Raw genomic sequence first — 12450 nt, forward strand, 5'->3', positions numbered from 1 at the left:
CGCAATCATCCTTATGGGCGATTTCTGATGGAGTTATCCCCGGTTTTTGGCACTAGCGTCCGAGAAAGCCAGGTGTCGCGCACTCCAATGTGAATTTGTCCCCGCCTTCTGTGGAAAAGCATGAGGACAGTGTGCGCACAGGTTGAAAATCCTGTTGCATATCAACGCCCTGCGGGGCGTGGTCACGAAAGGCCCAAACGCAGTTTGTTTGGGCCTGTGTTGTCCCCGCCAAATGTGGATAAGCCTGAGGACAGCCTAGGGGGAGTCTGCAAAAAGCCTTGCAGGTCAGGGACTTGCAGCTCGCGGGCAAGAAACGCTCACTAGGCAACCGAGATGCGGGCCGCATCGAGAATGGCAGGCCTCTTGCAAAAAGCAGACGGGCTTGTCCCCATGGAATGTGGACAAGCCTCTGAACAGTCGCACAACAAGTACAGAAACCCGTTATGTGACAGTCACTTGCGAGGTGCGGTCAAGGAATGACCAGCACCGGGATCAGGAATCGCCTTCGAGGCGCATGCCGATCTTCAATCCCACCTGCCAGTGCGCCACCTTGCCGTCCTTGATGTGACCGCGCACTTCGGTCACTTCAAACCAATCCAGGTTGCGCAAGGTTTCGGACGCGCGCTCAATGGCTTTCGCGATCGCATCGTCGGAGGATTTGGTGGAAGAGCCCACCAACTCGATCTGCTTATAGACATGATTCGACATAGCTCGTCTCCGCTGTGAGGTGAGTCGTGAATCGTCGGTGCTTGGCCGTGTTCCGGCGCTTACGACCGGCAATCCATTCGAACACACAGGATACCTGCGCAGCGATAGAGTGGTGTTACGAGTTCCGTCGCGCGGTCTCGACCGGCGACGGAATCGCTTTTGCAACGCGAAGCAAAGGAGATCACCATGCCTGAACGAAAGACCATCGAACGCGCCAAGCGCGACAAGCGGGAGGGAAAGTCCGCGTCGACGCAGGCCGGCGAATTTGTGCGCGAAGAAATCGACAACGTGCGCGAAGGCAAGCATGGCGTGCGGTCCAGCAAGCAGGCCATCGCGATCGGCCTGTCCAAGGCGCGCCGCGCTGGTGTGAAGCTTGGCACGCCCAAGAAGGCCAGCGCCGAAACCAAACGCAAGGCCGAGCAGGACACGCGCGCGGCACACGACGGCCATGCCAAGTCGAGCACGCGCTCCAAGGCCGCAACCAAGGCCCTGAAGAAGGAAAGCACCAAGCCCGCATCGAAGTCGGCGCTGTCACGCAACGCGACCAAGACGGCGAGCAAGCGCACGGCTGCGGACCGCTCGGCTGCGGCGCGCAAGGCCGCGGCGACCAAGGGTGCGGCTGGCCGCTCGGCCGCTGCCAAGAAGGCGGCGCGCACGCGTGCGGCGAACAAGCAGGCAGCGGGCGGGCATCACGCGGCGCATTGATTTGGCGAATGGCTGCGGCGTATCCCTGCCGCGGCCCCCCCATCAACGCGCCGCTAACCGGCCTCGAACGCCTTGAAGCGTTCCTGCAAGAACTCCCGCAGCCGCCGCACTGCGGGGGATAGGAGCATGCGGTGCACGCACAGCAGGTACAGCGGTGACGGTTCGCTGACGTAGCCGGTCAGCAGTTCGACAAGCCGGCCCGCACGCAGATCCGTCAGCACGTCGTAGCGTGATTTGTACGCCACGCCGTGCCCAGCCAGCGCCCAGCGACGCACCAGGTCGCCGTCATCGCCGACGCGATCGCCCTTGACCGGAATGGTGAGGCTGGTGCCGTCATGCTCGAATGTCCAGCGGTCATGCAGGGTTTCGCCGAGCACGAACGACAAGCAGTTGTGCCGCCGCAGATCCGCCGGCGTTTGCGGCACGCCATGTCGCGCCAGATAGGCGGGCGCGGCGCACACCACGCGCCGGTTGTGTTCGGCAAGCGGCAGCGCGACAAGGCTTGAGTCGTTCGGCGTGCCGTAACGCACGGCGATGTCGACCGGCTGCCGGTACAGGTCCGCCAGCCGGTCGCTGATGCGCAACTGGAAATTGACGCGGGGATGCTGACGCTGAAACTCGTCCAGCCACGGCAGCAGCACGTGGCGGCCCAGGTCGGAAGGGATCGACACCGACAAGGTGCCGGCGATGTCCGTCTTGTCGCGCGCCATGGCGTTCTTGCCAGCCTCGAGCGTGGAGATCGCTGACCGCGCGTACTCCAGATAGCGCTCGCCGTCGCTGGTCAGGCGCAGGCTGCGCGTGGACCGCACAAACAGTCGCGTCTCCAGTTCCTGTTCCAGCCGCTTGAGCGCGGCACTGGCCACTGCCGGCGTCAGGTCGAGCTCGCGCGCGGCGGCGGAAAAGCTGCCCAGATCCGTCGCAGCAACAAAGATTCTCAAATCCTCGAATCGGACCAATTCCGGCCTCATTTTCAAAAAATTATTGAAACTGCCTGCGATGCTAGCCGGTTTTTCATCGCCGCGGTGTGGGTAATCATGCACTCATTCCCCGACACGCAAGGAGTCACCGCATGAACATCGAACTGAAGGGCAAGAAGGCGTTGGTCACCGGATCGTCCGGTGGCATCGGCCTGGCTATCGCCACCGGACTGGCGCAGGCCGGCGCGCAGGTCGTCCTGCATGGTCGCAATGCAAGCAAGCTGGCGCAGGCCGCGCAGACCATTTCGCAGCAGGTGGCAGGCGCGCAGGTCACCACCGTGCAGGCGGACCTGGCCACCGCGGACGGCGCGGCGTCGGTCAGCGCCGCGCATCCCGATGTAGACATCCTGGTCAACAACGCCGGCACGTTCACGCCCAAGTCCTTCACCGAAATCACCGACGACGACTGGCAGGCCATGATGGACACCAACGTCATGAGCGGCATCCGCCTGTCGCGCTATTACCTGCCGCGGATGCTGGCGGCCAACTGGGGCCGAATCGTGTTCATCTCCAGCGAATCCGCCGTGCAGATTCCCGCCGAGATGATCCATTACGGCGTCAGCAAGACGGCCCAGCTGGCCGTGTCGCGCGGCCTGGCCGAGCTGACTGCGGGCACCAATGTCACCGTCAACGCCGTGCTGCCGGGCCCGACGCGTTCCGAAGGCGTCTCCGACTTCTTTGCGGAAATGGCCAAGGAGCAAGGCGTTTCGCAGGAACAGATGGAGCAGGATTTCATCGCCCAGCATCGCCCGACCTCGCTGCTGCGCCGCCTTGCGACGGTGGAAGAAGTGGCGAACATGGTCGTCTACACCTGCTCGACGCAGGCGTCAGCCACCAACGGCGCGGCCCTGCGCGTGGACGGCGGCGTGGTCCGCTCCATCATCTGATCCCTTGAATCACCAGAACCCCATCATGAAAGCCATTGCCTACTTCAAGAACCTGCCCGCCGACCACGCCGACGCGCTGCGGGACATCACCGCCCCCGAACCCGTGCCGGGCGACTACGACCTGCTGGTGGACGTGCACGCCATCTCGGTCAACCCTGTCGACGTGAAGATCCGCGCCAACCGCAAGCCGCAGGAAGGAAAGCCCGAAATCATCGGCTGGGACGCCGCGGGCGTGGTGCGGGCGGTCGGCGCCCGCACCAGCCTCTTCAAGCCCGGCGACCGCGTCTGGTATGCCGGCGCGTTGACCCGACCGGGCGCCAACAGCGAACGCCACATCGTGGACGAGCGCATCGTTGGCCACATGCCCAAGAGCCTGGACTTTGCACAGGCCGCCGCCCTGCCCCTGACCACCATCACCGCATGGGAATTGCTGTTCGACCGCCTGCGCGTGCTGGACAACGCCGCGCCCAGCCAGCGCAGCCTGCTCGTCATTGGCGCGGCCGGTGGAGTTGGCTCGATCCTCGTGCAGTTGGCGCGTCAGCTCACCGGCCTGACGGTGATCGGCACGGCCTCGCGTCCCGAAACACAGGCTTGGGTGCGCGAACTGGGCGCGCATCACGTCATCGATCACACGCGGCCGCTGACCGAGGAGCTCAAGCGCATCGGCTTTGAGAACGTCAGCTATATCGCCGGCCTGACGCACACGGACAAGCACTTTGCGCAGATGGCCGAGGCGATTGCGCCGCAGGGCAAGATCGCGCTGATCGACGACCCGGCCGCCGTGGACGTCCGGCTCCTCAAGGGCAAATCGGCGTCGCTGCATTGGGAATTCATGTTTGCGCGGCCGCTGCACAACACGCCCGACCTCATCGCCCAGCACGAGCTGCTGAACCAGGCCGCCCGTCTCATCGACAACGGCACGCTGCGCACGACACTGGGCGAGCACTACGGCAAGATCAACGCCGAAAACCTGCGGCGCGCGCATGCCTTCATCGAAAGCGGCAAGGCGCGCGGCAAGATCGTGCTGGAGGGGTTCTAGAAACGCGGCGATCCCGTGCGGGATCGCGTGCGCCGGCGCGGCGCGCCGGGCGTGAACAGGCCTGTCAGCCTCGGCCTTCGCGCTTGGCGCGTGCGTGCGGGTCGTTGATTTCGGCTTCCAGCTCGGCAATCAGCCACTGGAACCAGCCGTTTTCCGTGCGGGCATAGACGGCGGCCGCCGGCGTCTTGCCTTCGCGCCAACCCGTCTGATGCGCGTCCATCCAGGCGGACAGGCTCTTGTGCGGCGCCAGCAGGCCGGACAGCCAGGACCACACGTAATCGGGCACGTTGCGGCGAAAGCCCTTGGCGCTGGCATAGATGGTCGGCTCCAGCGGCAAGTTGCCCGCACGAGCCAGCTTGGCCTGCGTCCGGCGCAGCGTCTCGACAGCGGCCTCCAATTGTTCGGTGCTGAGCTTTTTCACGTACGACTCCTGATTCTTGATTTGTGCGGATTATCGCCGCAGGGTGCGGCGGTTACCAAGCTGCCATTTACCTTTTGCGAGCCGGCGCAAGACCTAATAGCAGCGTGGCCGCTAAGCGCTCGCCCGGTTCCAGCACCTGCATGCCGGTGCGGGTCTCGCCAGCCGCCGCGAGGTTGAACGCGTCGGCCACGTTGGTGACCGGTTCTACACAAAGAAAATCCGCGCCCGGGGCCGTGTACACCACCAGATGCGCAAACGCCGGGTCGGCATGCAGCGCCAGTTCGTGCCCATCGGGCCAATGCAGCGTCGCGCGGCCCTGCCACTGCGACATGTACGTGTCGCAGCCCTCGGCGGACTGGCGCAATTCACGCACTGTCGTCGTTTTGCTTCCCGTGGGGAGGCCATTCTCATCCGACGGCCAAATGCGTCGGGCGTGCAGCGACACGCGCTGGGCCGTGAAATACGGATGGATGCCCATACCGCAGGGCATCGGGGTGTCGCCTTGGTTGGTGATGGACAGCTTCAGGCTCAGCCCGCGGCTGTCCAGGCGCCAGCGCTGCACGCACTCGAACGGCCAGGGCCAGCCCAGTACGCCGGCCGGTTGATCGAGCACCAGGTCGACGCTGTCGGGAGTCAGATTGCGGACTTGCCAGGATTGGAAGAGCCCGGCGCCGTGGATCGCTTGTGGCCGGTTCGGCACGGACTGGAGTGCATAGCGGGCGCCATTGAAGGTGAAGACGCCGTCGCGGATGCGGTTGGAATATGGCGCGAGCGGATAGGATCCGGCGCGAGGCCATTTGCCGGCGGGCCATTCTGTGGCGGTCAGGGGCACGATCCATTCGTGAGCGCCGGTGGAAAGACGCGTCAGCCGCCCGCCCCCGCCTGGTGCGAATTCGGCTTGGTGGTCGCCACTGGAAATGGAAACGCGCTCGGTGGCGTCCAGGACGGCGGGAACGGCAATGTCGGGCATGGGGGTGAAACTCCTGCGGCGTCCACGTGCGCCACGAGGGGGGATTGTGCCCGGCGGGGCAATAAGGCTGCAAGTTGGCGGGATCGTGACGCCGGCGGCTAGTCTCTGGCGGACCACCACAGCCATGCCGCCGCGGCAAAGGCTGCCCAGGCCGCAACAATCAATAGCGCGCCGAGGACGCTCCGGGGCTTTTCACCCTTTTCTCGCATCCATTCATCAGCGTGCTGGCGGCAATCCGAGATGACATCCGAAGGAAGGAGTTTGATGGTCAGCCAGATCAGGACCGGGAGCAGCAGGACGTCGTCAACGTATCCCAGCACCGGGATGAAATCCGGAATAAGGTCGATCGGGCTCAAGGCGTAAGCCACGACCAGCACGCCGAGCGCCTTCGCGTACCAGGGCGTTCGCGGGTCCTTGCCGGCAAACCATAGCGTGACGCCGTCACGCTTGATTCGTTTGGCCCAGGTCTTCAACTTTTCGCTTGTGGTCACGGATGGGCAGACCGTCTGGATAACGCGCCAATTGTATTAGTCGGCATGCGGATCGGCGGGGCTTGCCAACGGTAAGGGGCGCTGCAGATCACGGCGCGGCCGCTGGCTCGTCTAACGCTTGAATGTGTCTGACACTGGACGGAAATGTTTAAAAAGTCGCTTGTCAGATGCTGAGCCAAGTCGCCAGCGGCGACAACGACAGCAGCACACCAGCCCACGCTACCTTGCTGCCATCTCGGTGTATGGCATAGACGCCGGAAGCCACGCCGGGAAGCCCGGGGATCAATTCGAAGATGATGTACGGCCAGAGTCCCTCGTGCATCACCACCCACCAGTGCAACCAGGCAGTAGCAATACCGCAAATCAGCGCAAGGATGCTGTAGAAGGACCAACCCAAATCGCGCAGCATGCTGATTCCCTTCTGCTGGTTAATGCTGTTGCCTCGCTTGGTTAGCGAGCAATCGTACCCGAACAGCGCAAACGCATCCGCGAAGGTGATCGTATCTGCAAGCGTATCGGCTAGATCGCCGGGCATGGTTGTGAACGTACGCTCGATCTCAATCTGGCCCTTCATTGCCCGATGGAGTTCGACGGTGTCAAAAATCGAGGGATTTCTGTTCCAGCCACCGTGCACACGAACCGCCCGCCCATCCGAAAAATCGCAACCCGCCGCCAAATCGTCCCGCCCCAGCTCAGCAACCCCTTCCCCGCCCCGATACAATCACGGGCATGAATTCTGCACTGCAAAACACCGCCGCCGACGCCCACGCGGGCCATACTCCCATGATGCAGCAGTACCTGCGCCTTAAAGCCGAGGCCGGGCCGTTGCTGTTGTTCTATCGCATGGGCGACTTCTATGAAATGTTCTACGAAGACGCCGAGCGCGGCGCGCGGTTGCTTAACCTCACGTTGACCAAGCGGGGCTCGTCCAACGGCGTGCCCATTCCCATGGCCGGGCTGCCCGTGCATGCCATGGAGCAATACCTGGCGCGGCTCGTCGCGATGGGCGAGTCCATCGCCATCTGCGAACAGATCGGCGATCCCGCTGCCTCCAAGGGCCCGGTCGAGCGCCGCATCGTGCGCATCGTGACGCCCGGCACGTTGACCGATGACGCCCTGCTGCCCGCCAAGGCGGACCGCGCGCTGGCGGCCATTTTCGTCAGCGGCAGCGCGCGCGCGCCGCGTGCCGGGCTGGCCTGGCTGAATCTGGCCAGTGGCGAGTTCCGGGTGACCGAATGCGCGCCGGCTCAACTGGAATCCGAGTTGCATCGCATCGCGCCGGCGGAGATCGTTTGCGCGGACAGCGCGGAGTTCGATTTTCCGTTCGAGGGCGCGCGCTCCCGCGTGCCGGACTGGCACTTCGAAAGCGACGGCGCCCGTGCGCATCTGCTGGCGCATTTCAAGACCGACACGTTGGCGGGCTTTGACATTGAGGATATGCCGGCCGGCATTTGCGCAGCGGGCGCCCTGCTGCGTTATGCCGCGCGCACGCAGTCGCAGGCGCTGGCGCACGTGCAGAGCCTGTCCGCCGAGCGGCCCGGGCAGTTCGTGTTGCTGGACCCGGTCACGCGCCGCAACCTGGAGCTGACCCAGACGCTGTCGGGCGAAGACTCGCCCACGCTGTTCTCGCTGCTGGACGGTTGCCGCACGCCGATGGGTAGCCGTCTCCTGCGCCGCTGGCTGCATCACCCCTTGCGCGAGAATGAGCAGGCGCTGGCGCGGCAGCAGGCCATTTCTGCGCTGCTGGCCGGCCGTATGGACGTCGAGCAGACGTTCGGTTCGGCGGGACTGCTGGAAGCCCTGCGCGCCTCCTTGAACGCCTTTCCCGATATCGAGCGCATCGCGGCGCGACTGGCGCTGCGGTCCGTGCGCCCGCGCGAACTGGCCAGCCTGCGCGATGCGCTGCAGGCCCTGCCGGCGCTGGCCGATCTGGTCGAGCCCATGTCGGCCTCGCCGCGCATCGGCGAACTGATCTCCCACCTGTCGGTGGATCCCGCGCTGGCCGCGCTGCTGGTGCGGGCGATTGCCCCCGAGCCGGCCGTGGCGATCCGCGATGGCGGCGTACTGGCAGCCGGCTTTGATGCGGAACTGGACGAATTGCGTGGACTGGCCGCCGATGGCGGCGACTTCCTGGTCCAGCTCGAAGCCCGCGAGCGCGAGCGCACCGGCATCAGCAATCTGCGCGTGGAGTTCAACCGCGTGCATGGCTTCTATATCGAGGTCACCAAGGGCCAGACGGCCAAGGTGCCAGAAGACTACCGCCGCCGCCAGACGCTCAAGAACGCCGAACGCTATATCACGCCCGAACTCAAGACCTGGGAAGACAAGGTGCTGTCCGCGCAGGACCGCTCGCTGGCCCGCGAAAAATGGCTGTTCGAGCAATTGCTCGACGTGCTGGCCGAACACGTGCGCCCGTTGTCAGACTGCGCCGCAGCGCTGGCCGAACTGGACACGCTGGCCGCCCTGGCCGAGCACGCGCAGCGCCATGACTGGGTCGCGCCCGAACTGTCCGAGCAGGCCGACATCGACATCGACGCCGGCCGCCACCCGGTGGTGGAGCGCGCCATCGAACGCTTTACGCCGAACGGCTGCCGCCTGGATCCGGCGCGGCGCATGCTGTTGATCACTGGCCCGAACATGGGCGGTAAGTCGACGTACATGCGGCAGGTAGCGCTGATTGTGCTGCTGGCGCGCATCGGCAGCTTCGTGCCTGCGTCGCGCGCCCGGATCGGCAAGATCGATCGCATCTTCACGCGCATCGGCGCGGCCGATGATCTGGCGGGCGGACGCTCGACCTTCATGATGGAAATGACGGAGGCCGCGGCCATCCTGTCGGCCAGCACGCCCAACAGTCTGGTCTTGATGGACGAGATCGGGCGCGGCACGTCTACCTATGACGGCCTGGCGCTTGCGTGGGCTATCGCCTGCCGCCTCTTGTCGCACAACCGCGCGCTGACGCTGTTTGCCACGCACTACTTTGAATTGACGCGTCTGCCCGCCGAGCAGGCCACGGCCGCCAACGTGCACCTGGCCGCCGCGGAATCGGCAAGCGGCATCGTGTTCCTGCACGAAGTGCGCGAAGGTCCGGCCAGCCGCAGCTATGGGATTCAGGTGGCGCAGCGCGCGGGCGTGCCCGCCGCGGTCATCCGCCAGGCGACACGCGAACTTGAACGCCTGGAAGCGCAAGGCGCCCCGACGCCGCAGCTGGGCCTGTTCTCGGCCGCCGCCGAGGCCGACGCGCAGGCGTACGCCGAAGCCGAACGTTCGGACGCCATCGAAGCGCTGGACTCGCTGCGCGAGGAGCTTTCCGCCATTGACCCCGACAGCCTCACCCCGCGCGAAGCGCTGGATGCCCTTTACCGCTTGAAGAAGCACCTCCAATGAACCTCGACCAACCGCTGCCGCTCCTGGGCAATCAAAGCCCCAACGACTTCATGCGCCGTTACTGGCAGAAGAAGCCGTTGCTGATCCGCCAGGCCATTCCGGCTTTCAAGCCGCCCGTCACCATCGCGGCCATCAAGAAGCTCGCGCGCCGCGACGACGTGGAATCGCGTCTGATCTGGCGCGAGAACGGTGAATGGCAGATGGAAAACGGCCCCTTCGCGCGCCTGCCCAAGGATAACGAGGGTGACTGGACGCTGCTGGTGCAGAGCGTGGACCTGCATAGCGATGCGGCGGCCGAACTGATGGCCTTGTTCCGCTTCATTCCGGACGCGCGCCTGGACGATGTGATGATCAGCGTCGCCAGCCACGGCGGCGGCGTCGGTCCGCATTTCGACAGCTACGACGTGTTCCTGCTGCAGGCTGCGGGCGAGCGCGAATGGAGCTACGGCCGCCAGAAGGACCTGTCGCTGGAACCGGGCCTGCCGCTCAAGATCCTGAGCAACTTCCAGCCCGAGGAAAAGGCAGTGCTGGCGCCGGGCGACATGCTGTACCTGCCGCCGCAGGCCGCGCATGACGGCATTGCCATGGGCGACGGCTGCATGACGATCTCCATCGGTTTCCGGGCGCCGACGCAGGCGACACTGGCGCGCGGCCTCCTGGAAGCCGCTGCGGACCAGGTGATGGCCCGCGTGGGCCTTCTGGGCGGTCCCTATGGCGAACCTGCCCTGCCCGGCCCCAAGCTGTCGGCGGTCTACCGCGACCCGGCCCAGCCGGCGGTGGACACGCCCGCGGCGCTGCCCGACGGACTGGTGGCCGCCACGCTGGAAACGGTCGAAAAGCTGCGTTTTGACGATGCCCTGGCATCGCGCTTCCTGGGCTGCTGGCTGACCGAGCCCAGCAACCTCAGCGTGTTCGATGCGCCCGAGGGGTTGGATGTCGATCTGGAAGAAGATTGGCCCGCGTCCGGCCGCCTGGTGTTGGATCGCCGCAGCCGCATGCTGTATCGCGGCAAGCAGCTTTTCATCAACGGGGAAACGGCCATGACGCCCGCCGACGTGGCGTTGCGCCTCTTGGCCGATGCGCGTAGCCTGGATTGTGCGCATCCCGCTTGCGCCCGTCTGTCAGAGGATGCGCGCGCCTGCCTGGCGGATTGGCTGGACTCGGGTTGGATTCATTACCGCCCCGAGTAGTATCTGGAAACCTAAAAGTATCCGTGTCGCACAGAAAGAAATCAGGTCTGTAAGCCGGGTCACATCAAGAAAGACATAACACCAAGCTGAAAGGTTTGTTGCTTTTGGGATGCCACCGCTTTAACTTTCACACGCGATCGGCATGAACCTTCCTGTAGCCTGAATTCTGGTTTCCCCTAACGGGGTTTCAAGAGTCGTCATCTACAGGAGTTCAAATAATGATGAGCAAAACCTTGATTATTGCCTCGGTGCTGGCCGTCGCGCTCAGCGCTTGCAACAAGAAGGAAGATGCCCCGGCACCGGCGGCCAACCCCACTCCCGGCGCGACCACGCCCGCTCCTGGTGGCACGCCGCCGGCATCGCCCGCACCGACCCCTGGCACGACCCCCGGCACCGGTTCCACCACCCCGGGCGGCTCGACCACCCCCGCGTCGTAAATCTTCAGGCACGAACCCCCGCACTGAAAGACGCAAAAAAAACCCTGGCATGTCATGCCAGGGTTTTTTTGTGCCTTGCCGCGGCACGCTGAGCGTGCGCGGCGAGGTGGTTTCAATTACATCTTGTCCTTCAGGACGCTCAGCAGGCGCTGCGCCGTCGGGCTGTTGTCAGGCGAACCGTTGGCGTCCAGTACCGAGACGGTGGTCTGTTCGCCGTTGCCCACCAGGTGGATGCGGTATTGGGGCGCCTGTGCCTTCTTGTCACCGGAGAACATGCGGCTGAAGAAGCCGGGCTGTTCCATCTTTTCGCCGGTGTCCGTGTCGACATAGCGAACGAAGTAGTCACCAGCCGAACGGTCGCGGTCTTCGACGGCGAAGCCGCCGCCATCGAGCGCCACGCCGACACGGCGCCAGGCGCGGTCGAAGGATTCGCTGACGATGAGCGACGCGCCCTGTGCGCGGACGTCCTGCTGAACAGCCGGACGCTGCGGCGAGGCTTCGGCCTGCTGCACCAGCCTGCGGGCGTTGTCGACGTCGGTGCCCAGGTAGACCATCATGCGCGCCAGCATGGCGGCGTTCAGGCCCGGGTCTTCCTTGCCGTTCTGCCACTGCACCTGAGCGCCGTCGGAGCCGACGCGCTTTTCAAGCATCTGGCGGTGGCTGACATAGATTTCGGTGTGGCCGTTGACGCGTTCGACGCGGGTGCGGAATTTTTCGCGCTCGCCGCTATCCCAGGCCGTTTCCAGCACGGCGCCCAGGGCTTGGCGCAGCCAGCTTTCCGGGATCTTGGCGCGGTTCTCGGCCCAGTCCGTTTCGATCAGGCCGGCGCCGGGGTTGTTGGTGGCGACAGTAAAGCCGCTTTCGGTCCAGAAGTCGATCAGGCGGGGGAACACCTGCTCGGGCGGACGGTCCACCACGAGCCAGCGCAGGTCGCCGTCGCGTTCGACACGCATGTCGGAGCGGCTGGGAAGCACGTTGCTGGTCTTCGGGGCGCTGGCCTGGGCCACGCCTTGCTGCTGGAACTCAGAGAAGGTGGTGGAGCCGGATGCCGGCGCGCGGTAGCGGGGGTCGCTGTTGGCTTGCGTCAGGTCGGGCGGAATGCTCAGGGGCTCTCCGCGTTGGTTCACTGCGCTCTTGTAGTCGACCGATTCTTCATTGCCCAGGAATTGGTTGACCTCGGAGCACCCGGCCAGCAACACCAGAGACATCAATGCCGACAAACCGGCATGACGCTTGTTCAT

At 64.8% G+C, this 12450-nt stretch carries 13 protein-coding genes; 6 read left to right on the forward strand and 7 right to left on the reverse strand.

Annotated features, from left to right (window positions below; all coding sequences use genetic code 11):
• Window positions 1-492: 492 nt before the first annotated feature.
• On the reverse strand, window positions 493-708 hold the full coding sequence (locus tag AB3147_RS19550; protein WP_056563617.1) for a dodecin: 216 nt from the start codon (window positions 706-708) through the stop codon (window positions 493-495).
• A 186-nt stretch (window positions 709-894) separates the two neighbouring features.
• On the opposite strand from AB3147_RS19550, the gene AB3147_RS19555 reads away from it, so the two are divergent.
• Window positions 895-1413, forward strand: a complete 519-nt coding sequence (locus tag AB3147_RS19555; protein ID WP_175138624.1) for a DUF6496 domain-containing protein — start codon at window positions 895-897, stop codon at window positions 1411-1413.
• A gap of 53 nt (window positions 1414-1466) precedes the next feature.
• On the opposite strand, the gene AB3147_RS19560 is transcribed toward AB3147_RS19555, so the two are convergent.
• A complete protein-coding gene (locus tag AB3147_RS19560; protein WP_218344540.1) occupies window positions 1467-2369 on the reverse strand; it encodes a LysR family transcriptional regulator in 903 nt (300 codons plus the stop codon).
• A 113-nt stretch (window positions 2370-2482) separates the two neighbouring features.
• Between AB3147_RS19560 and AB3147_RS19565 the strand changes: the two genes are divergently transcribed.
• Together AB3147_RS19565 and AB3147_RS19570 are read left to right on the forward strand one after the other, a co-directional pair.
• Window positions 2483-3277: an SDR family NAD(P)-dependent oxidoreductase gene (locus AB3147_RS19565; RefSeq protein WP_218344539.1), complete on the forward strand. Its 795-nt coding sequence runs from the start codon at window positions 2483-2485 to the stop codon at window positions 3275-3277.
• 25 nt (window positions 3278-3302) lie between these two features.
• Window positions 3303-4316 (forward strand): zinc-binding alcohol dehydrogenase family protein, encoded by a 1014-nt coding sequence (locus tag AB3147_RS19570; protein ID WP_367352746.1) that lies wholly within the window; start codon window positions 3303-3305, stop codon window positions 4314-4316.
• 64 nt (window positions 4317-4380) lie between these two features.
• On the opposite strand, the gene AB3147_RS19575 is transcribed toward AB3147_RS19570, so the two are convergent.
• From AB3147_RS19575 to AB3147_RS19590, 4 genes are all read right to left on the reverse strand, one after another.
• On the reverse strand, window positions 4381-4737 hold the full coding sequence (locus AB3147_RS19575) for a hypothetical protein (RefSeq protein ID WP_239215688.1): 357 nt from the start codon (window positions 4735-4737) through the stop codon (window positions 4381-4383).
• Between the two features lie 67 nt (window positions 4738-4804).
• The gene (locus AB3147_RS19580; protein ID WP_367352747.1) at window positions 4805-5707 is read right to left on the reverse strand and encodes an aldose epimerase family protein; all 903 of its coding nucleotides are present in this window, start codon (window positions 5705-5707) and stop codon (window positions 4805-4807) included.
• Between the two features lie 98 nt (window positions 5708-5805).
• The gene (locus tag AB3147_RS19585) at window positions 5806-6198 is read right to left on the reverse strand and encodes a YkvA family protein (protein ID WP_367352748.1); all 393 of its coding nucleotides are present in this window, start codon (window positions 6196-6198) and stop codon (window positions 5806-5808) included.
• Between the two features lie 163 nt (window positions 6199-6361).
• Window positions 6362-6772, reverse strand: coding sequence for a hypothetical protein (locus tag AB3147_RS19590; RefSeq protein ID WP_255595997.1), 411 nt, complete (start codon window positions 6770-6772; stop codon window positions 6362-6364).
• 155 nt (window positions 6773-6927) lie between these two features.
• Here AB3147_RS19590 and mutS point away from each other — a divergent pair, with 155 nt between their 5' ends.
• The 3 genes from mutS to AB3147_RS19605 all read left to right on the forward strand — a co-directional run bounded on the left by mutS (window position 6928) and on the right by AB3147_RS19605 (window position 11209).
• The gene (mutS, locus tag AB3147_RS19595; protein ID WP_279975536.1) at window positions 6928-9582 is read left to right on the forward strand and encodes a DNA mismatch repair protein MutS; all 2655 of its coding nucleotides are present in this window, start codon (window positions 6928-6930) and stop codon (window positions 9580-9582) included.
• On the forward strand, window positions 9579-10772 hold the full coding sequence (locus AB3147_RS19600; protein ID WP_218344467.1) for a ribosomal protein uL16 3-hydroxylase: 1194 nt from the start codon (window positions 9579-9581) through the stop codon (window positions 10770-10772). The genes mutS and AB3147_RS19600 overlap by 4 nt, the downstream gene beginning before the upstream one ends.
• Window positions 10773-10990: 218 nt before the next feature.
• Entirely contained in the window at window positions 10991-11209 is a 219-nt protein-coding gene (locus tag AB3147_RS19605; protein WP_218344466.1) for an endopeptidase, read from the forward strand.
• 116 nt (window positions 11210-11325) lie between these two features.
• On the opposite strand, the gene bamC is transcribed toward AB3147_RS19605, so the two are convergent.
• A complete protein-coding gene (gene bamC / locus AB3147_RS19610) occupies window positions 11326-12450 on the reverse strand; it encodes an outer membrane protein assembly factor BamC (protein WP_175124280.1) in 1125 nt (374 codons plus the stop codon).

It is taken from the genome of Achromobacter animicus (genome assembly GCF_040775605.1).
In the GTDB taxonomy this organism is placed as follows: domain Bacteria; phylum Pseudomonadota; class Gammaproteobacteria; order Burkholderiales; family Burkholderiaceae_B; genus Achromobacter; species Achromobacter animicus.

Coding starts and splice junctions, on each gene's coding strand:
- AB3147_RS19600 (WP_218344467.1), top strand. CDS start 9,579: ATGAACCTCGACCAACCGCTGCCGCTCCTGGGCAATCAAAGCCCCAAC.
- mutS (WP_279975536.1), top strand. CDS start 6,928: ATGAATTCTGCACTGCAAAACACCGCCGCCGACGCCCACGCGGGCCAT.
- AB3147_RS19555 (WP_175138624.1), top strand. CDS start 895: ATGCCTGAACGAAAGACCATCGAACGCGCCAAGCGCGACAAGCGGGAG.
- AB3147_RS19550 (WP_056563617.1), bottom strand. CDS start 708: ATGTCGAATCATGTCTATAAGCAGATCGAGTTGGTGGGCTCTTCCACC.
- AB3147_RS19590 (WP_255595997.1), bottom strand. CDS start 6,772: ATGAAGGGCCAGATTGAGATCGAGCGTACGTTCACAACCATGCCCGGC.
- AB3147_RS19605 (WP_218344466.1), top strand. CDS start 10,991: ATGATGAGCAAAACCTTGATTATTGCCTCGGTGCTGGCCGTCGCGCTC.
- AB3147_RS19580 (WP_367352747.1), bottom strand. CDS start 5,707: ATGCCCGACATTGCCGTTCCCGCCGTCCTGGACGCCACCGAGCGCGTT.
- AB3147_RS19565 (WP_218344539.1), top strand. CDS start 2,483: ATGAACATCGAACTGAAGGGCAAGAAGGCGTTGGTCACCGGATCGTCC.
- bamC (WP_175124280.1), bottom strand. CDS start 12,450: ATGAACAAGCGTCATGCCGGTTTGTCGGCATTGATGTCTCTGGTGTTG.
- AB3147_RS19570 (WP_367352746.1), top strand. CDS start 3,303: ATGAAAGCCATTGCCTACTTCAAGAACCTGCCCGCCGACCACGCCGAC.